At 72.9% G+C, this 19,265-nt stretch carries 17 protein-coding genes; 8 read left to right on the forward strand and 9 right to left on the reverse strand.

Features of this window, described 5'->3' with window-relative positions; all coding sequences use genetic code 11:
- Positions 1-63 precede the first annotated feature (63 nt).
- Positions 64-1,380, forward strand: a complete 1,317-nt coding sequence (locus tag ACSYGO_RS12325; RefSeq protein WP_426680251.1) for a serine-threonine protein kinase — start codon at positions 64-66, stop codon at positions 1,378-1,380.
- 78 nt (positions 1,381-1,458) lie between these two features.
- On the opposite strand, the gene ACSYGO_RS12330 is transcribed toward ACSYGO_RS12325, so the two are convergent.
- Entirely contained in the window at positions 1,459-4,245 is a 2,787-nt protein-coding gene (locus tag ACSYGO_RS12330; protein WP_432175439.1) for a penicillin acylase family protein, read from the reverse strand.
- A gap of 286 nt (positions 4,246-4,531) precedes the next feature.
- On the opposite strand from ACSYGO_RS12330, the gene ACSYGO_RS12335 reads away from it, so the two are divergent.
- The 3 genes from ACSYGO_RS12335 (at position 4,532) to ACSYGO_RS12345 (ending at position 7,755) form a co-directional block, all read left to right on the forward strand.
- The gene (locus tag ACSYGO_RS12335) at positions 4,532-5,134 is read left to right on the forward strand and encodes a hypothetical protein (RefSeq protein WP_426680253.1); all 603 of its coding nucleotides are present in this window, start codon (positions 4,532-4,534) and stop codon (positions 5,132-5,134) included.
- A gap of 692 nt (positions 5,135-5,826) precedes the next feature.
- Positions 5,827-6,603 (forward strand): 3-keto-5-aminohexanoate cleavage protein, encoded by a 777-nt coding sequence (locus tag ACSYGO_RS12340; protein ID WP_460386666.1) that lies wholly within the window; start codon positions 5,827-5,829, stop codon positions 6,601-6,603.
- A gap of 84 nt (positions 6,604-6,687) precedes the next feature.
- On the forward strand, positions 6,688-7,755 hold the full coding sequence (locus ACSYGO_RS12345) for an RNA ligase (ATP) (protein ID WP_460386667.1): 1,068 nt from the start codon (positions 6,688-6,690) through the stop codon (positions 7,753-7,755).
- Between the two features lie 399 nt (positions 7,756-8,154).
- Here the strand turns inward: ACSYGO_RS12345 and soxR are convergent, their stop codons facing one another.
- Positions 8,155-8,652 carry a redox-sensitive transcriptional activator SoxR gene (soxR, locus tag ACSYGO_RS12350; protein ID WP_095933253.1) on the reverse strand — a complete coding sequence of 166 codons (498 nt, stop codon included), beginning with the start codon at positions 8,650-8,652 and terminating at the stop codon, positions 8,155-8,157.
- Positions 8,653-8,759: 107 nt separating this feature from the next.
- On the opposite strand from soxR, the gene ACSYGO_RS12355 reads away from it, so the two are divergent.
- Positions 8,760-9,221 carry a MaoC family dehydratase gene (locus ACSYGO_RS12355; RefSeq protein WP_432188199.1) on the forward strand — a complete coding sequence of 154 codons (462 nt, stop codon included), beginning with the start codon at positions 8,760-8,762 and terminating at the stop codon, positions 9,219-9,221.
- Positions 9,222-9,245: 24 nt separating this feature from the next.
- On the opposite strand, the gene ACSYGO_RS12360 is transcribed toward ACSYGO_RS12355, so the two are convergent.
- From ACSYGO_RS12360 to ACSYGO_RS12370, 3 genes are all read right to left on the reverse strand, one after another.
- Complete coding sequence (locus ACSYGO_RS12360) at positions 9,246-9,872, reverse strand: TetR/AcrR family transcriptional regulator (RefSeq protein ID WP_426680257.1); 627 nt, start codon at positions 9,870-9,872, stop codon at positions 9,246-9,248.
- A 123-nt stretch (positions 9,873-9,995) separates the two neighbouring features.
- Positions 9,996-10,250, reverse strand: a complete 255-nt coding sequence (locus ACSYGO_RS12365; RefSeq protein WP_095933255.1) for a YiaA/YiaB family inner membrane protein — start codon at positions 10,248-10,250, stop codon at positions 9,996-9,998.
- A gap of 69 nt (positions 10,251-10,319) precedes the next feature.
- Complete coding sequence (locus tag ACSYGO_RS12370; protein WP_435227728.1) at positions 10,320-11,471, reverse strand: acyl-CoA dehydrogenase family protein; 1,152 nt, start codon at positions 11,469-11,471, stop codon at positions 10,320-10,322.
- An 89-nt stretch (positions 11,472-11,560) separates the two neighbouring features.
- On the opposite strand from ACSYGO_RS12370, the gene ACSYGO_RS12375 reads away from it, so the two are divergent.
- The 3 genes from ACSYGO_RS12375 to ACSYGO_RS12385 all read left to right on the forward strand — a co-directional run bounded on the left by ACSYGO_RS12375 (position 11,561) and on the right by ACSYGO_RS12385 (position 14,637).
- Positions 11,561-12,202 (forward strand): TetR/AcrR family transcriptional regulator, encoded by a 642-nt coding sequence (locus ACSYGO_RS12375; protein ID WP_432175445.1) that lies wholly within the window; start codon positions 11,561-11,563, stop codon positions 12,200-12,202.
- A 587-nt stretch (positions 12,203-12,789) separates the two neighbouring features.
- The gene (locus tag ACSYGO_RS12380; RefSeq protein WP_426680260.1) at positions 12,790-13,515 is read left to right on the forward strand and encodes an ArsR/SmtB family transcription factor; all 726 of its coding nucleotides are present in this window, start codon (positions 12,790-12,792) and stop codon (positions 13,513-13,515) included.
- Between the two features lie 132 nt (positions 13,516-13,647).
- Complete coding sequence (locus ACSYGO_RS12385) at positions 13,648-14,637, forward strand: DMT family transporter (RefSeq protein WP_460386668.1); 990 nt, start codon at positions 13,648-13,650, stop codon at positions 14,635-14,637.
- 64 nt (positions 14,638-14,701) lie between these two features.
- Here the strand turns inward: ACSYGO_RS12385 and ACSYGO_RS12390 are convergent, their stop codons facing one another.
- From ACSYGO_RS12390 to ACSYGO_RS12405, 4 genes are all read right to left on the reverse strand, one after another.
- On the reverse strand, positions 14,702-15,784 hold the full coding sequence (locus tag ACSYGO_RS12390; RefSeq protein WP_460386669.1) for a Zn-dependent alcohol dehydrogenase: 1,083 nt from the start codon (positions 15,782-15,784) through the stop codon (positions 14,702-14,704).
- A 17-nt stretch (positions 15,785-15,801) separates the two neighbouring features.
- Positions 15,802-17,190 carry an aldehyde dehydrogenase family protein gene (locus ACSYGO_RS12395; protein WP_460386670.1) on the reverse strand — a complete coding sequence of 463 codons (1,389 nt, stop codon included), beginning with the start codon at positions 17,188-17,190 and terminating at the stop codon, positions 15,802-15,804.
- A 103-nt stretch (positions 17,191-17,293) separates the two neighbouring features.
- Entirely contained in the window at positions 17,294-17,746 is a 453-nt protein-coding gene (locus ACSYGO_RS12400; protein ID WP_426680264.1) for a DUF3574 domain-containing protein, read from the reverse strand.
- A 20-nt stretch (positions 17,747-17,766) separates the two neighbouring features.
- Positions 17,767-19,110, reverse strand: a complete 1,344-nt coding sequence (locus ACSYGO_RS12405; protein ID WP_435227721.1) for an ABC transporter ATP-binding protein — start codon at positions 19,108-19,110, stop codon at positions 17,767-17,769.
- Between the last annotated feature and the right edge of the window lie 155 nt (positions 19,111-19,265).

Consider the following 19,265-nt stretch of genomic DNA (forward strand, 5'->3'; position numbering starts at 1 on the left):
CTCGTGCCCCGGTAGGACGATGCGCCCATGTCGCACCGCCCACGGGGGACGAGGGGGTCTGTCATGGCCGATCCGGAAGTGAGTGTCTCTCCCTACTGGGAACTCACCTTCGACGCGGACGGGGACGCCGACGGCCGGGAGCTCGACCGGCTCCTCGCGGAGGTGCCCCGGCGCAAGGTCCGCGATCTGATCGTGTTCGCGCACGGCTGGAACAACGACCGCTCGGGTGCGACCCGCCTCTACAGCCGCTTCTTCGAGCCCGTCCCGGGACTCGCCCCGAACGCGCGCCTGGGGTACGTGGGTGTGGTGTGGCCGTCGATGCGGTTCTCGGACGAGCCGATTCCCGACTTCCCCCGGCCGGTGGCCGCGCAGGACACGGCGATCGCGCAGCCGGTGCTGGACAAGAACACCCGGCACGCGCTCCTGGAGGTCTTCCCCGGGCGGGCGACGGTGGTCGAGCAGATCGCGCGGCTGCTGGACCAGCAGCCGGACGAGGGCGCCTCGCTGGAGGAGTTCGGCCGTCTCGTGCGGCTGCTCGTCGAGGTCCGGCCGCAGGGGCCGCAGACGTCCTTCGCCGCGGACACACTGGCGGAGGGGGTCCCGGAGGGCGATCCGCTGATGCTCTTCGGGGACACGGCGGCGGTGTGCGACGAGTTCGCGCGGGCGCTCGCCGGGCCGGGGGACGCTGAGGGCTTCGCGCTGCCCCGGCTGTGGGACGGTGCGCACGAACTGCTGCGCCAGGCCACGTACTACGCGATGAAGCGGCGCGCGGGGACGGTCGGCGAGCGGGGGCTCGGGCGGGCCGTGGGCCAACTCGCGCAGACGGCCCCGGACGTGCGGGTCCATCTCGTCGGGCACAGCTTCGGCGGGCGGCTGGTCTCCTTCGCCCTGCGGGGGCTGCCGCAGGGCGTGCGTTCCGTGAAGTCGGTGACCCTGCTCCAAGGGGCCTTCTCGCACTACGCGTTCGCCGCACGGCTGCCGCACGACCCGCGGGCGAGCGGGGTGCTGGACGGCCAGCACCACCGCATCGACGGCCCCCTGGTGTGCTGCTACTCCCACTTCGACTCGGCGCTCGGGACGATCTATCCGCTGGCCTCGCGGATGGCGGGCGACTCCCGGACGGCCACGGCGGAGTTCGGCCTCGACCGGCTGCTGGGCGCCAAGTGGGGTGCGATGGGGCACGACGGGGTGCAGGCGGTGCCGGGGACGAAGAAGTACGCGCTGGCCGAGGCCCTGCGCACGCGACTGCCCGCCTCCGGCTGCGTGAACGTGGACGCCGCGGCCGTGGTCCGGCGCGGCGGTGCGCCCTCCGGGGCCCACAGCGACATCTGCCACCGGGAACTGGCGCAACTGGTGCTGACGGCGGGCCGCGTCCGCTGACCCGCCGCCCGCGAGGACGCCGGCCACCGTGAGGACGCCGGCGCCCCCCGGGGCCGCCGGCGTTCTCGGGCCGGTCGGCTACCGGTGCGAGGTGTACTCGACCACCTGCTGGTAGGTCGGCCGGTTCTGCCAGCTGATCTTGCCGTGCTTGATGCCGCCGAGGGTGCGCTGGACGATCGAGTCGGCGCACCACTGGTCGCCCGCCGAGCACTGGTCGTCGCCGGGGTAGACCTGGGCGGCGGTCTTGCCCGCGGCTTCCTTCAGGGTGCTGATCAGCGCGTCACGGCAGGCTCCGAGGCTGCCGGAACCGCAGTACTTCTGCGTCAGGCCGCCTTGTACCGACTCGCCGAGCACGGCCCGGATGTCCTTGTCGACATAGCTCCACCAGCCGTACTGGAAGGAGCTTCCGGCGTGCGAGCCGGTCGGTCCGTGCCCGGCCGACGGCGCCTCGTCGACGGGGATGCTGCCGGTGAACGCGGCGTACAGGTCGCTGCCGAGGACCGGCTCGAACTCCGCCTTCACCAGCAGCGGCCACCAGGCGTCCAGGATGCGGATCGCGTCGGCGTCGGCGTACGTGTGGGATCCGGCCGAGGTCTCCGTGCGCTTCGCGCCGGCCGTGACCCAGGCCGAGAGCTTGCTCACGGCCGCCGCGGCGGCGGGGTCGGTGACCGTCGAGCTGTTGATCACCTTCAGCAGTTTCGGCAGCACGTCCTCGGCCCGCAGGTCGGCGAGGGCCGCGTCGGCCATGGCCTTCACCAGCGCGGACCTGGTCACCCCGCCCGCGGAGACGAGCTTCTTGACCCGGTCCTCCAGGAGGTTGCCGCGATGCACCGAGCCCTCGCCCCAGGGGGCCGCGGCGTAGTCCTTGGCCTGCTTGTTGTTCCAGGAGATGTAGTAGTCCTGGTCCACGGAGTTGGGGTGCGCGGAGGCCGGGGTGTACTGGGCGGTGTTCGTCGCGGCGTCCCAGTTCCGCCACTCGTACGCGGGCTGCGCCCACACCGGGAAGTCGGCGTCGACCCCGGTGGCGCGCACCGGGTTGTCCCCGCTGTTGTAGTACGCGGTGTGCGAGGAGTCGGCGTAGAACCAGTTGAAGGTGTAGTTGATGTGCTGCACCGCGCTCTGGAAGGTCTGCGGGCTCTTCACGTAGTCGGGGTCGTTGAGCATCTGGAAGCCGATGATCGAGTCGGCCTCGTGCATGAAGGACGAGCGCAGCGTGGTGTACGCGACCTTCTTCCCGCCGACGGTCGCGCGGTACTCCACGGGGCCGTACTTGGTCCGGTAGACCTGCATCCGGTACGAGCCCGCCGCGGTGCCGTCGGCGACGGTCGGCTTCCAGGAGTTGGTCCGCTCGACCTTGTCCATCGCCGTGCAGGTGCCGTGGTACAGGTAGTGGTAGTCGTCCTGGCACAGCTCGACGGCGTAGGTGTCGATGATGTCCTGGCCCGACGTCGTGGCGCTCCAGGAGTAGTCCTGGCCACGGCCGAGTTCGACGTACATGCTCAGGCCGGCGAAGGAGGCGCCGCGGGCGCTCAGGCCCGGCCCCTGTATCTCCTGGAGCATGAGCAGCTGCGGCGCGAAGTAGCCGGTCTGCGGGCCGAAGACGGCGATCGGGTGGCCGCTCGCCGTGTGCTTGCCGCTCACCACCAGGGCGTTGGACATGCCGCGCTTCGCCGAGCTGACGGAGCTCTTGGCGGCCTTCGTGGAGGCGCCGGTGGCGGCGGCGGTCCCCGCGCTGCCGGTGCGGTCGTAGACGAGCGGCTCCCGGGTCACCGAACCGGCGTCGGGCAGGGCCTCGCCCTGGGCGTCGTCCGGTTTGACGGCGTACGGGAAGCTCTCGCCGTCGTGGACGGTGAGCACGGCCTCCGGGTCGTTGCGCTGCCGGAAGGACTCCCAGACCTTGGTGCCCTCCGCCACGCCGTACTTGGACTGGGCGGCGAGCAACGACAGGGCGTTGTTGACCTCGCCGCCGCCTCCGGAGCCGAAGAGCGCGCCGATGACGGAGGCCAGTGCGACCAGGTCGGTGAGCTTGAAGTGGTCGATGGTGCCGGCGTTGGTGATGGAGTCCTTGTGCCCGGTCAGGACGTACTCGCCGGGGAAGTAGCGACCGCTGTCGGAGGCGTCGATGTAGGCGTTGATGCCGGCGACGTAGGCGTTGGCGTCGGCGAGGGCCTGCTTGCCGCGCTCGCCGGCCTGGGCGGTGGCGTTGTCGATCTGGGCCTGGAGGTCCGCCTCGGTGTAGGGGGCGTTGCGCCAGAACTCCTGCTCCAGACCCTGGTTGGACGGGGCACCGCCGGCGAAGGAGGTCAGCTGGCCGCGTCCGACGTGCCGGAAGACGTCCATCAGCCACAGCCGGTCCTGGGCGGCGGCGTACCCCGCGCCGAACTCGGTGCCGTAGCGGGTGGTGCCGGTGATGTGCGGGACGCCCGTCTTCTTGTCCCGCACGATCGTCACGTCGCTGCGCGGCTTGACGGTGGAGGCGACCTGGCCCGAAGGGACGCCGAAGGACGCGTCGTTGAAGAAGTCGTTGATCTTGGCGTCGGTGAGCCCGGAGTAGCCCTTGGCCAGGTTGCCGTAGGGGGCGAGCTGGTCCTCCGCGTGGCCCGGCTGGGTGCCGAAGGCCTGGTTGAGCAGGATCTCGACGAGGGTCGCGTTGCCGTTCTCACCGGGCGGGAGGATGTCGGAGCACTGACCGCCGCAGTAGTCGTTCGTGGCGGCGGCCGAGGGTGCGGCGGTCGCCGCCGCCTGGGAAAGCGGTGACAAAAGACCGGCAATGAGCACGCATACGGATGCGCTCTTGAGGAACTTGGGGAATCGACGGGGAGTTCTCAGTCTGTCGAGGACGGTACGTGGGGTGCGCCGTGGCATGGCAGCTCCTCCCGACGGGGGTGGGCCGGACGTTACCGCCGGTATCCCCGAGTTGGAAGATGAACATGCGTCAGTTTTTTGGATTCATCACACCCCGACCCGGCCGCCGACAGGCGGCTGACAGCGGTGGGAGGCAGGCCGGGAGGGACTCGGCGGTCGGCTGGTGGCGGTCATCGGAAAAAAGGATGGAGCCGAATCGCTTGTCGATACGTCTATTCGGCGACGTCCGTACGACGACGCCGAAGTGACCGAAGTTCAGGTGCAGGTGTGACGGAGGTGCAGGGCGATGGCGGGTTTCCGGAGTCTGGCGAGACAGGTGCGGGATCCGAGGTGCGATCTGGCACTGCGGCGGTACTCGCTGCGCAAGTGCCTTGAGAGGTTCGCCCCTTATGGGCACCGGGCGACCTGGGACCATCTGTGCTCCCGGGCCGGGTTCGGCCCGGAGGACCGGTCCCCCGATCCGGCGCGGCTCGTGGCCGCGCTGGAGGAGTTGGAGGAGGCCCGCTCCGTCTGGCTCGCCTACGAGGTCGAGTTCGCGCAGCGCCGCAAGAAGGAGAAGCACGACGGACTGCGCAGGCCGGGCAGTGTCGACGACTGGCACCGGCTGACCTGGGGCGGCTTCGGCGTCGCGTGGTGCGACGACCCCCGTGTACATCCCCGTGAACCACTGGCCGAGGTGCTGCGCCGGCTGATCGCCGCGCTGGAGCGCGAGCCGGGCACGGTCTGCCCGGTGTGCGCCGGAGAGCGCCTCACCTGGAGGTACGACCTGGCCCACGAGCCGTCGTCGGGACCCGTCTGCACGCGCTGCGGAATCGTGGTGCCGCGGCCCGTTCTGACACCCGAGGCCCTGGCGGAGTCGAGGCGTGGACGGCTGCTGATGTCGGCCTGAGCAGGACGGGGGTGCGTCGACGGAGCCGCACCCCCGCGCGAACGCGCTCGGCCAGCCGACCCGCCGGTCGCCCTGGACCGTCGGGGGCCGTCGACGCGGTGGGCCGCCGCGGCCCGTCGACGCCGAGGGGCCACCTGGGCCGAACCGCCGGCCGGGGCCGCCCGCGGCTCGCCGATCCCCCGCGCACCGCGCGCGGCTCGTCGACGACGTGCCGCCGTCCTGAAGCCTGTCCACGCGGTGGGCCGCAGCGGACTGTCGACCCTGTGGTGCCGACTCGGCCGAGGGCACTCCCAGGGCCGCCCGCGACTCGTCGATCCCCGCGGCGCCGTCCCCGGCCGGACCGTCCCGCAGGACTGCCCGCGCCGTGACGACCCGCCGGACTGCCCGCGACTCGTCGGCCACCCGGGGCCGCCCTGAAGCCAGTCCATGCGGTGGGCCGCCGCGGACTGTTGACCCCGTGGGGCCACCCCGACCGGCCGCTCCGCCCTGCTGCCCTCGGCCGAATCGCTCCGCAGGGCCGCCCTCCGGTGCCTCGGTCCTGTCGGGCTCCCGGCCGCTCGTCGACGACGTGAGGCCGATGCGCGAGCGTCCGGGGCTGCCCCGGCTGGACGGCGCCGCGGTCGCCCACGGGGTGCGGTCGGGCGCCCGGGCGTCGGGGTCCGGTTGTCGGTGGTGGGTGGCACCATCGAGGCATGGTGCAGGTCTGTCTGAACGGAGCGCGCGGATCGGCCGACGGTGCCGTCGTGCCGATGTCGCCGGAGGCGATGGCCCGGTCCGCCGCCGAGGCCGTCGCAGCCGGGGCGTCGGACATCCATGTCCATCCCAAGTCCCCCTGCGGCCACGACACTTTGTCGCCGAAAGCCCTGGCGGCCACTCTGGAGGCCATACGGGCGCGGGTGGACGTCCCGGTCGGCGTGACCACGGGCGCGTGGGCCGAGCCCGATCCGGCGGCGCGCGTGGAGCGGGTCCGGTCCTGGACCGTCCTGCCCGACCACGCCTCGGTCAACTGGCACGAGCCGGGCGCCGAGGACGTGGCGGCGGCGCTCCTCGACCGGGGCATCGACGTGGAGGCGGGCATCTGGTCGGGCACGGACGGCGCGGAGCGCTTCGCCGCGTCGCCCCTCGGGCCGCGCGTCCTGCGCGTCCTGGCCGAGGTCATGGACGACTCGCCGCGCTCGGCGCGGGAGTCGGCCCTGACGCTGCTCGCCGACCTCGGCACAGACCCTTCACGTGCCGGTGGTCCCACCCGCACGGAGCGGCACCACGGCCGGCCCGTGCTGCTGCACGGACTCGACGGCGGCACCTGGCCGGTGCTGCGGCTCGCGGGCCGGCAGGGGCTGGCCACGCGTATCGGCCTGGAGGACACCCTGACCCTGCCGGACGGGCAACGGGCTGCGTCCAACGCCCAGTTGGTGACGCGGGCACTGGCCGAGTACCGCACCGCGAGCGACGGAAGCGCCACACGCTAGCAGCACCAAATCCGCTCGATCCAGCACTTTCCCGTCCGGACAGTGGGAGGCGATGAAACACAGCTGAGGAACCGAGGAGTCCCGATGTCGACGCTGCGCGTCACCGCCGAAGTGCTGACCATCCACGAGCATCCGAACGCCGACGCCCTCGAACTGGCCCAGGTCGGTCTCTACCGGGCCGTGGTCGCCAAGGGCGCCTACCGCACCGGCGAGCGAGCCGTCTACATCCCGGAGCAGTCCGTGCTCCCGGCCGGACTGATCGAGGAACTCGGGCTGACCGGCCGCCTGGCGGGGAGCGACTCGGACCGGGTCAAGGCGGTACGGCTGCGCGGTGAGCTGTCGCAGGGCATCGTGTGCCGTCCGCGGGCGCTGGCGGACGTCGACCTGGCGCGGGCCGCCGAGGAGGGGACCGACTTCGCCGAGGTGCTCGGCATCGTCAAGTGGGTGCCGCCCGTCCCGCCCACGATGAACGGTGACGTGGAGTCCGCGCCCGACCTGCTGCCCTGGGTCGACATCGAGAACCTCCAGCGCTATCCGGACATCTTCACGCCCGGCGAGCCCGTCGTCCTGACCGAGAAGCTGCACGGATCGGCCTGCCTGCTGACGTATGTCGCCGACGAGGACCGCGCGTACGTCTCCTCGAAGGGATTCGGGGCCAAGTCCCTCGCCCTGAAGGAGGATCCGCGCAATCTGTACTGGCGGGCCGTGCGCGGGCACGGGGTCGCGGAGGCCGCGGCCCGGCTCGCCGGCCACCTGGGCGCGCGCCGCGTCGGCGTCTTCGGGGAGGTGTACGGGGCGGGCGTGCAGGACCTGTCGTACGGCGCCGACGGACGCCGCGAGTCCCTCGGCTACGCCGTGTTCGACGTGTCCGCGGAGATCGACGGCGAGGTCCGCTGGCTGGACGCGGCGGCCCTGCTGGAGGGCGAACTGCCGCTGGTGCCACGGCTGTACGAGGGGCCGTACGACATCGCGAAGGTCCTGGAGACCGCGACCGGCCGGGAGACGGTGTCCGGGCGCGACCTGCATCTGCGCGAGGGAGTGGTCGTCCGCACGTCCACCGAGCGCTACAGCCCGGTGACGGGCGGCCGCGCCATCGCGAAGGCGGTCAGCCCGGCCTACCTCACCCGCAAGGGCGGTACGGAGTACGAGTGACCCACCGCGCCCACCGGTCTCGGGCCCTCGGCGCCCCGGCGCCCCGGCGCCCCGGCGCCCCGGGACCGGACGTGGCGCAGGCGCGCCGCCGCGGCCCGCCCGGACGCGGGGCCCTGCGGCGATGCCCGGCGGCCGTCGCGGCCCGGTCCGGTCCCGCGAGGCCGGTGACCGGGACCGACAGCCGTCGCACACCGGCTCCCGTCAGGCCGGTGACCAGGACCGGCGGCCGTCGCACACCGACTGCCGCGAGGCCGTTGACCGGGACCGACAGCCGTCACGCACCGACTGCCGCGAGGCCGGTGACCGGGACCGACAGCCGTCGCACACCGGCTCCCGTCAGACCGCCGACCAGGACCGGCGGCCGTCGCACACCGGCCGCCGCGAGGCCGGTGACCGGGCTCAGCGGCAGTCGTTCGCCGGCTCCGGCCGCGCGGTGCGGCCGGAGCGTTCCACCATGAGCCGGGAGCCGGTCTGGCGCTCGCCGAAGACGTCGTCCGGGTTGGAGAGCACACAGTTCTCCAGGGACAGGCAGCCGCAGCCGATGCAGTCGGTGAGGTGGTCCCTCAGCCGGCCCAACTGCTTGATGCGTTCGTCGAGTTCGGAGCGCCAGGCCTCCGAGAGCCGGGCCCAGTCCTCCCGCGTCGGGGTGCGCTCCTCGGGGAGTTCGGCGAGGGCCTCACGGATCGTGGCGAGCGGGATGCCGACCCGCTGCGCCGCCCGCACGAAGGCGACGCGCCGCAGTGCGTCACGGTGGTAGCGGCGTTGGTTCCCGCTGGTGCGGCGGCTGCTGATCAGGCCCTTGGACTCGTAGAAGTGCAGGGCGGAGACGGCCGCGCCGCTGCGGGCCGACAGCTGGCCGACCGTGAGCTCGTGGATCTTCTCTGGAATCTGGGGCACCCCTCGAACCTAACCCACCCCGGCATCCCCGCGGTGCGTTGACAGGAGCCCTCCACCCGACCATGCTAAGCAGTTGCTTAGACATTGCGACGCGGGAGGCCAGGGACATGGCAGAGCCGAGGATCTTCACGTCCGCCGACGACCTGAAGGCGGCGGTGGGCGAACAGCTGGGACACAGCGACTGGCTGGAGGTCGACCAGAAGCGGATCGACCTGTTCGCGGACGCCACGGGCGACCACCAGTGGATCCACGTGGACCCGGAGAAGGCGGCCGCGGGCCCGTTCGGCACGACCATCGCGCACGGCTACCTCACACTGTCGCTGCTGCCCGCGCTGGTGCCGCAGGTCATGCGCGTCGAGGGCATGAAGATGGGCGTCAACTACGGCAGCAACAAGGTGCGCTTCCCCGCCCCGGTGCCGGTGGGCTCGCGGCTGCGCGCCACCGCGGTCATCACGGAGGTCACGGAGGCGGGCGGCGGTGTGCAGATCACGGCCGCGGTGACCGTCGAGCGCGAGGGCGGCGACAAGCCGGTGTGCGTGGCCGAGTCGGTGTCCCGCTACTACTTCTGACCGCCGCCGCCCGGTGCGCCCGGGCTACTTCCCGGCTCCCACCATCCGCAGCACGAGGTCGGCGTAGAGCGCGCCGACCTCGTCCGGCGTCCGGGGTCCGTTCACGTTGAACCAGCGGGCCACGTCGATGCAGAGGGAGAGCACGGCGAGGGTGGTGCCGGGGACGTCCGGCACGTCGAAGTCGCCCGCGGCCACGCCGTCCTGGATGATCCCGCGCACCTCGGCGTCGACCTGTCGGCGCAGGCCGATGATCTCGGCGCGGGCGTCGGGTCCGAGCGAGTCCAGTTCGTACTGCACGACCCGCGCGGTGGTGCGCCCTCCGGCGTGCCAGCGCACGAAGGAGCTGACCGCGTCCGCGAGGCGCTCGGTGGGGTCGCCCTCGCCCCGGGCAGCGGTCCGCAGGATGTCGAGGGCCTTCGCGTGGCCGATCCTGCTGATCCGGTGGAGCAGCTCTTCCTTGGTCTTGAAGTGGATGTACAGCGCGGCCGGGCTCATGCCCGCGCGACCCGCGATGTCCCGGGTCGTCGTCGCGTGGTACCCGCGCTCGGCGAAGGCCTCCACGGCGGCGACGAGCAGCCGCCGGGCCGCGTCCGGGGTGACCTCGGCCCACGGCTGCATCTCGCCGCCGGCCGTCTCCTCCGCCGTACTCATCGCTGTTCGCCCCTTCTCCACCGACAGGGTGAACACCATACCCCCGAACCTGAGCGCCCGCTTAGATCCCCCGCTCGGGACGGAGGCCCCCGCCCGGCGCGAAATCATCCGTGCCGGGGCGGATCAGAGCTTCTCGAAGGGGTCGTACACCCGCCCGCCGGCGCGCGTGCCGTCCTGACGGTCGCGGATCACCTTGGCCAGGGTGAAGGCGGACGTCACCAGATACAGGACGGCGATGGCGAGGAAGCCCCGCACCCAGGCGTCGGCCTGGAGCTTGAAGATGCCCAGGGCGGTCGCGGCCATGGCGACCGAGAAGGAGGCGACGGCCTGTCCGTAGAAGGCGGCCGTGTTCTGCTGCTTGACCGGTGTCTCACTCATGGGGAAAGCGTCGCCGCCGGGGCCGGGCCGTCGCATCCGCCGAGATACTCAGGAACGCGCGGGACGTACTCAGAAGGCCGAAACCCCGGTCAGCGCACGGCCGATGACCAGCTTCTGGATCTGACTGGTGCCTTCGTAGAGGGTCATCACGCGCGCGTCGCGCAGCAGCTTGCCCGCCGGGTACTCGTCGATGTAGCCGTAGCCGCCGAAGACCTGGAGGGCGTTGTTCGCGGCGCGCACGGCGGCCTCGGAGGCGAACAGCTTGGCCTTCGACGACTCGGTGGCGAACGGCAGGCCGCGGTCGACGAGATCGGCGACCCGCCAGGTCAGCAGCCGTGCGGCGTCCACGTCGACGGCGATGTCGCTGATCAGCTCCTGCACCAGCTGGTGCTGGGCGATGGGCTTCCCGAACTGCTCCCGTTCGGACGCGTACCGCACCGCGGCGTCCAGCGCGGCCTGGGCGATGCCGACGCATCCCGCCGCCACCGACATCCGGCCCTTGGCGAGCGCGGACATCGCGACGGCGAAGCCCTTGCCCTCGGGCGCCATCATCGCGCTCGCCGGTACCCGTACGTCCTCCAGGACCAGTTCCGCGGTGGCCTGCCCGCGCAGCCCGAGCTTGCCGTGGATGGTGCGGCGGCTCAGGCCGGGGGTGTCGGTCGGTATCAGGAAGGCCGAGACGCCCTTGTGGCCGGGCGCGTCGGTGGAGCGGGCGAACAGCAGGACGACGTCGGCCCAAGTGCCGTTCGTGATGAACATCTTGGTGCCGTTGACGACGTAGTCGTCGCCGTCGCGCACGGCCCTGGTCGCCAGGCTGCCCGCGTCCGATCCCGTGCCGGGCTCGGTGAGCCCGAAGCAGCCGACGGAGTCGCCGGCCGTGAGCCCCGGCAGCCAGCGCCGCTTCTGCTCCTCGGTGCCCCAATGGGCGATCGACTTGGCGACCAGGCCCAGCGAGACGGAGACGATGCCGCGGACGGACGAGTCGCCGCGTCCCAGCTCCTCCGTGACCAGACAGTACGCCAGGTGGTCGCCGCCGCTTCCGCCGTACTCCTCGTCGATGGTCAGCCCGAGGAAGCCGACCTCGGCCAGCTTCTTCACGATGGACCGGTCGACCTCCTCGGCGCGGTCCCACTCGACGACGTGCGGGGCGATCTCGCGGTCCACGAAGTCCTTGGCGAGCTGCCGGACGGCGGTCTGCTCCTCGCTGAGCTCCAGGTTCATACCGAGTCACCCCACAGATTGCGGACATTGAAAGCAGTACATTTAAATTAGCACTGCTAGTTTCCGAATGCAGCCCTACTATGTGCGCCATGGCCCGACCGCGCAAGCCCCTGCTGAGCACCGACCGCATCGTGGACACGGCGCGGGAGCTGGTGGACGCCGAGGGCCTCGCGGCCGTCTCGACGCGCCGGCTCGCCGCCGAACTCGGGGTCAGCGGGCCGTCCCTGTACAACCACTTCCGCACCAAGGACCAGATCCTGGAGGCGGTCGCGGACTCGGTGAGCGCACAGGTCGACCTGACGATGTTCGAGGACGGCCGCGAGTGGCGCACCGCGCTGCACGACTGGGCCGTCTCCTACCGGGCCGCCCTGCGCGACCACCCGAACATCGTTCCGGTGCTCGCGCGTGGCCCCGGGCGGCGGCCCGCGGGCCTGCGTCTCGCCGACGCGGTGTTCGGCGCGATGGTCGAGGCGGGGTGGCCGCCCTCCCAGGCCACCTCGATCGGGGCGCTGATGCGGTACTTCATCATGGGCTCCGCGCTGGGGTCGTTCGCCGGGGGCTTCGTCGACGACGCGGACGCGTACGACCCCGCGGACTATCCCCACCTGGGGCAGGCGCACCTGCTCGCCGAACAGCAGGAGAAGATCGACGAACGGGCCTTCGAGACGGGCCTCACCGCCCTGCTGGACGGCCTGTCGGCCCAGTACGCGCACCTCACGGTGGGGAGCTGAGCGGACCGGTCCGGGCAGACCGGCGGCCAGGCCCGTGGCCGCGCCCGGGACGGCGGAGACACCCCGCCGTCCCGGCCTCCGCCGGCCCCGCAGGGCCTGCGCGGCCGCTCGACGCCCGGGCTCCCGCCGCCACGCCGGGACTCCGCGCACGTCCCGGCACCTCGGCGGCCGACGGCCACACCGGTCCGGGGCGCCCGCCCCGGCACCTCGCCCCCCGTCTCCAAGTCCGGGCTCCATGGACATACCCGCACCTCGGCCTCGGACGGCCGCGCCCGGGGCGGAGGCCTCCCGAGGCCTCCCCCTCCGGCAGCCACACCAGGCCCCGCGCGGCCGTCCCGGCGCCACACCCCCGCTCCCACGCCCGGGCCCCACGGACATGACCGCACCCCGGCCCCGAGCGGCCGCGCCCAGGGCGGAGGCCTCCCGAAGCCTCGCCTTCCGGCAGCCACACCAGGCCCCGCGCGGCCGTCCCGGCGCCACACCCCCGCTCCCACGCCCGGGCCCCACGGACATGACCGCACCTCGGCCTCCGGCGGGCGCGCCCGGCGGCGTGGACGTTTCGGTGGGGGCCGTAACGTCCGTGGCGCATGCTGGAGGGCATGACGAGGCCGACGCACAGCAGGGCAGCGGGGCTCGCGGGGTTCGCGGCGCTGATCGCGGACGAGACGCGGGCCGGGTTCCTGCTCGCCCTGCTCGACGGGCGGGCCTGGACCGCGGGCGAGCTGGCGCGCCACGCCCAGGTCGCCCCCTCCACGGCCAGCGAGCACCTCGGCAGGCTCGTCACGGGCGGGCTGCTCACCGAGGAGCGGCAGGGCAGGCACCGCTACGTACGGCTGGCGGGCCCTCGCGTCGCGCAGATCGTCGAGGATCTCGCCGCCCATGTCGGGCCGGCCGGGACCGAACGCCCGCGCACGCTCCGGGAGTCGAGCGCGGTGTCGGCGATGGCCCGCGGCCGCACCTGCTACGACCATCTCGCCGGGCGCCTCGGCATCGCGCTCACCGATGCCCTCACCGCCCGCGGCCTGCTCCGCCAGGACACCGGGTTCGCCCTCACCGACGCCGGACTGCGGTGGTTCGAGTCCGTGGGCATCGGCCTCGACCTCACGGCCCGTCGCCCGCTCACCCGGGCCTGTCTGGACTGGACCGAACGCCGGCCGCACCTCGCGGGCGGCGCCGGCGCGGCCCTGTGCCGGCACGCCCTGGACGCGAAGTGGTGTGTGCGTGTCGGCACGGAGCGGGCCGTCAAGGTGACCCCCGAGGGCGAACGGGCGCTCGCGGAGCTCCTGGGCGTCGAGGCGGCCGCGTTGCGCTGATCTGCCCCTGCCCGCCTTCTGCCCGCCCCCTTCCCCGCGCACGGCGAGCGGCGCCGGCGTCGGCGTCGGCGCTCCAGGCAGGCGTCCGAAATCCGCGAGACCTCCGCCCGCCCCCCGCCTAGCCTCAGGAGCATGATGAACACCTCCCGGCCCGCCCCGCCCACCGGACGCACGCGGTTGCTCGCCACGGGCGCCGCGTCCGTCACCGTCGGACTGTGGGCCTCCGCCTTCGTGTCGATCCGCAGCGCGGGCGAGGCGTACTCGCCGGGCGCGCTGGCACTGGGGCGGCTGCTCGCCGGGGCCCTCGCGCTCGGGGCCGTCTGCCTGATCCGCAGGGAGGGGTGGCCGCCCCGGGCGGCCTGGCCCGGGATCGCGATATCCGGGCTGCTGTGGTTCGGCTTCTACATGGTCGTCCTGAACTGGGGCGAGCAGCAGGTGGACGCGGGCACGGCGGCACTCGTGGTGAACATCGGCCCGATCCTCATCGCCCTGCTCGGATCCCGGCTGCTCGGGGACCCGATGCCGCCCCGGCTGCTGGCGGGCATGGCCGTGTCGTTCGCGGGTGCCGTCGCCGTCGGCCTGTCGATGTCCGGCGAGGGCGGCTCGTCGGTCCTCGGGGTCGTCCTGTGTCTGCTCGCCGCGGTGGGCTACGCGGGCGGTGTGGTGGCGCAGAAGCCGGCGCTCGGCCGGGCCGGCGCGCTCCAGGTCACGACGTTCGGCTGCCTGGTCGGTGCCGTCACCTGTCTGCCCTTCGCCGGGCAACTCGTCACGGAGGCGGCGAAGGCGCCGGCCTCCGCCACGCTCAACATGGTCTATCTGGGCCTCTTCCCGACCGCGCTGGCGTTCACGACCTGGGCGTACGCGCTGGCCCGCACCACCGCCAGCCGTATGGGCGCGACGACGTACGCGGTGCCCGCCCTTGTCGTGCTGATGTCCTGGCTGTTCCTCGGCGAGGTGCCGGGGCCGCTCACCCTGGCGGGCGGGGCGCTGTGTCTGGCGGGTGTCGCGGTGTCCCGCTCCCGGCCCCGTGCCGGGACGGCGGCGGCCCCGGAACTGGTGCCCCCGGACGCCGGGACGGCGGCGGCCGCCCAGGAGCGCAGCCCCGAGCCGGAACAGGCCTGATCCCGGACCGGCTCCGGTCCGCCTGATCCCGGACCGGCACCGGCCCGGAATCGGGCGGGCGCCACTAGAACACCACCAGGGCCCGGCCGCCCTTGCCCGCGATCATGTTGTCGAACGCCGCCGGGATGCCGTCGAGGGCGATCCGGTCCGTGACCAGGCTCCCGAGGTCCAGGCGCCCGGCGCGGACGTGCTCCGCGAGGACCGGCAGGTCCCGCGCCGGGTCGCAGTTGCCGTAGACGCAGCCCGCGAGGGTCCTGCCCCAGTGGAAGATCTCCAGCGCGTTGAAGGTGACCTGCTGGTCCTTGCCGCCGATGCCGACGACGGTGGTGCGGCCGCCGCGCCGCGTGGAGTCCCAGGCGGTGCGGATGGTCACGGCGCGCCCCACGCACTCGACGGCGACATCGACACCCTGCTTGCCGGTGAGGCCGCGGATCTCGCGCGCGGTGGTGTCGGAGGCGACGACGTAGTCGGTCGCTCCCGCGTCCCGCGCGAGGGACTCCTTCTCGGGCGAGACGTCGACGGCGACGATCTTCGAGGCACCCGCGATCCGGGCGGCCTGGAGGGCCGCGAGCCCGACCCCGCCGACACCGAACACCGCGACCGTCTCGCCGGGACGTACCCGCGCGGAGTGGTGGACGGCGCCGTAACCGGTGAGGACGGCGCAGCCGAGCAGGGCCGCGTCGGCCAGGGGGACTCCGGCCGGTGCGGGCAGGACGCAGCTCGCGGCGACGACGGTCTCCTCGGCGAACGCGGCCACGTTCAGGCCGGGATGGAGGTCGCTGCCGTCCGAGGCACGGCGCGCGTACACGTCCGCCGTGCCGGCCAGGGCGTTGGCGCACAGCCACACCTCGCCGAGCGAGCAGGCGTGGCAGGCGCCGCAGGACGGCGCCCAGTTGAGCACGACGCCGTCGCCGGGCGCGACATGGGTGACGCCCTCGCCGACGGAGACGACGGTGCCGGCGCCCTCGTGTCCGAGGACGGCGGGGACGGGCACCCGCATGGTGCCGTCGGACAGGGACAGGTCGGAGTGGCAGACCCCTGCGGCGGCGAGCCTGACCCTGACCTGGCCGGGGCCCGGTTCGGGGAGGTCGATCTCGGCGATCTCCAGGGGAGCGCCCACGGAGGGAAGGACGGCGGCGCGAACCATGTGTGTGCTCCTGGGGCCTAGAACTGCAGGGACTTGGTCTGGAGGTACTCGGACAGGCCGTGCGATCCGAGCTCACGCCCGACGCCCGACTGCTTGTAACCGCCGAACGGGGCGAGGGGGTTGAAACGTCCTCCGTTGATGTCGACCTGCCCCGTGTCGAGCCTGCGCGCGAAGGCGACCGCCTCGGCCTCCTCACCCGCCCAGACCGCGCCCGCGAGCCCGTACACGGTGCCGTTGGCGATCCGCAGGGCGTCCTCCTCGTCCTCGTAGCGGATGATCGACAGCACCGGTCCGAAGATCTCCTCCTGGGCGATCGACATCTGCTCGGTCACGTCGGCGAAGACGGTGGGGCTGACGAAGTACCCCTGTGCGTGCGGGGTTTCGGTGCCTCCCGCGACGAGCCGGGCGCCTTCGGCCAGGCCCTTGTCGATGTAGCCGCGGACGCGGTCGCGCTGCTTGGCGTTGACGACGGGGCCGATGCGGTCGCCGTACTTCGCGGCGGCGGCCGCGGCCAGTTCGACCGCCTCCTCGTACTGTCCGGTGTGCACGAGCATCCGGGTCCAGGCGCTGCACGTCTGGCCCGAGTTGGACATCACGTTGGCGACCCCGACGGCCACCGCCTTGGCCAGGTCGGCGCTGGGCAGGATGACGTTGGCGGACTTGCCGCCCAGTTCGAGGGCGACCCGCTTGACGGCGGCCCCGGCCGTGGCGCCGATCCGCCGGCCGACCGCGGTGGAGCCGGTGAAGGAGACCAGGTCGACGTCCGGGTGCTCGGCGAGGGCCTGGCCCGCGACCGGGCCGAGGCCGGTGACGAGGTTGAACACACCGGCGGGGACGCCCGCGTCGGCCACGGCCTCGGCGAAGAGCTGTGCGGTGAGCGGGGTGTCCTCGGCGGGCTTCAGGACGACGGTGCAGCCCGCCGCGAGTGCCGGGGCGACCTTGGCGACGATCTGGTGCAGCGGGTAGTTCCACGGGGTGATCGCGCCGACGACGCCGACGGGCTCCTGGTAGACGGTCGAGTTGCCGACCTTCTCCTCGAAGTCGTGCGTCGCGGCCAGTTCGGCGTAGGAGCCGGCGACCAGGATCGGCACGCCCGCGTGCACGGTCTGCGAGAACGCGAGCGGCGAGCCCAGCTCGGCCGTCACGGTCTCGGCGATCTCGTCCTTGCGCGCGACGAGTGCGTCGCGGAGCGCGGCGAGCCGCGCGGCCCGTTCGGCGGGCGGGGTCGCGGCCCAGCCCGGGAAGGCGGCGCGGGCCGCGCGTACGGCGGCGTCGATGTCCTCGGCCGTGCCCGCCGGGACCCGGCCGATCACCTGCTCGTCGACCGGGTTCACGACCTCGATCGTGTCCCTTCCGGCGGCGGGGCGCCAGGTGCCGTCGATGTACATGCCGTCATGAGCCTTCATCGTGTTCCTCCCGGGCGGGGCCGCTCGTCCGGACCCTAAACTAGCGATGATAGTTTTGGGACGCCAGGGGGGCCGGCCCCAGGGCATCCTCGGGGGCCGTCCGTCAGAAGTCGACCTGCTCCCGGTCGTCGACCCGGCCCACCGACTCCTGGGCGAACGTCCGCTCGTAGGCGCTCCGGATCTCCTCGATCCTCCGGTCGCTCGCGGCGGCCCGCGCGACCGGGTAGAGCAGCACGAGCTCGTACGACCGCTCCCGCTCGATCACGCCGTGCGCGTCCCGCCACTGGCCGCGCCCCTCCCGCACGGTGAGTCCGTCGGGGAACTCCGGCGTCACCTCGTGGTCGACGAAGTCCATGAACTGCCGGTCGGTGACGGCGGATCCGCCGCCGGGCCGCGCCGTGCCGAAGAGGAGCCGGGTCTCCACGTACGCGGCTCCGCGCACCGCCGCCCGCGGTTCCTCGTCGCCGAACACGGCTCGGGCGGCGGGAGCGGCGGCGAGGAGCAGGACGGTGGCGGTGGCGGCGACCGGACGGGCGCGCAGGCTGTACGGGGTCATGCGGGTCTGCCTAGCGGAACTCACTCCTCCAGGTCCGGCAGCCGCGCCGGAGCCGGACAGATGCGTTCACCGTGCTGGTCGAAGACGAACAGATGGGCGAGGTCCACGAGGAGGGGGACCTGCATGCCGTGCCGCAGCTCGATGTCGGGCGTGGTGCGGACGACGAGGTCCCCGGGCAGCCGCCCCTCGGGCGGGGCCAGGTCGGAGACGTCGGGTTCCGCGTCCCCCGGATGTTCCAGGACCACCACCGGGCCGGCCCGCAGGGCGCCGGCGCGGTCCCGCAGCCGGTCGAGGACCGTGCCCTCGCGCCGCCGTCGCCGGACCGGCCGGGCGGGACGCGGCGACTCCAGCTCCGGTACGACGGCGGGGCGCGACCCCGTGTTGAAGTGGACGAGGACCTCGTGCCCCTGGTACTCCACGTGCTCGACGAGCCCGCTGATCGCCACCTCGCCCGGCCGGGCGGCGGACGGCTTCGCGAGCCGTACGGCCTCGGAGCGCAGTCCGACGATGACCTCGCGGCCCTGCTGGACCCGCAGCAACTGGTGGTCCAGGGACAGGGGTTCGGGCAGCCGGAGGTACTGCTTGCCGAGGCTGATCGACATCGCTCCGTCGAGCGGCGCCCGGACCAGGCCGCGCAGCAGGTTGATCCGCGGGGTGCCGATGAAGGCGGCGACGAAGACGTTCGCGGGCAGCGAGTAGACCGTCCGGGGCGTGCCGAGCTGCTGCAGCACCCCGCCGCGCAGCACGGCCACCCGGTCACCGAGCGACATCGCCTCCGCCTGGTCGTGGGTCACGTAGACCGTCGTCGTGCCCAGATCCCTGGTGAGCCGGGCGATCTCGGCCCGCAGGTGGTTGCGGAGCTTGGCGTCCAGGTTGGACAGCGGCTCGTCCATCAGGAAGGCGGACGGATGCCGTGCGATCGCCCGTCCCATGGCCACCCGTTGGCGTTCGCCGCCGGAGAGCTGGTTCGGGAAGCGGTCGAGGAGGTCCTGGATGCCGAGCATCCGGGCGGTGGCGTCCACCCGCGGGCGCGGGTCGTCGCCGGGCGACTCGATCCGCAGCGGGAAGCCGATGTTGTCGCGGCTGGTCATGCTCGGGTACAGGGCGAAGTTCTGGAAGACCATGGCCATGTCACGCCCGGACGGCGGCAGGTCGTTGGCGTACTCGCCGTCGAGACGCACCTCGCCCTCGGTGACCTCTTCGAGTCCGGCGATCATTCTCAGCACCGTCGACTTGCCGCAGCCGGAGGGCCCGAGCAGGACCAGGAACTCGCCCGGGCGGATGTCGAGCGACAACCGCTCCACCACGCGGACGCCGCGTGTGTACGACTTGCTGACGCTGTGCAGGGAGATGGCGCGTGTCATGAGAGGTGCCCCCGGGGGCTCACTGGACGCCAGAGCGTGGTGTCGAACGTCCCGTGCGGGTCGTACGGGACGTATGAGTCACGGAAGTTAACGGACCGCGCACGCCCGGGGGAAGACATCCGGCGGGATCGGACCATCCGGTTCGGCACGGGCGT

The organism is Streptomyces krungchingensis, from assembly GCF_054729265.1.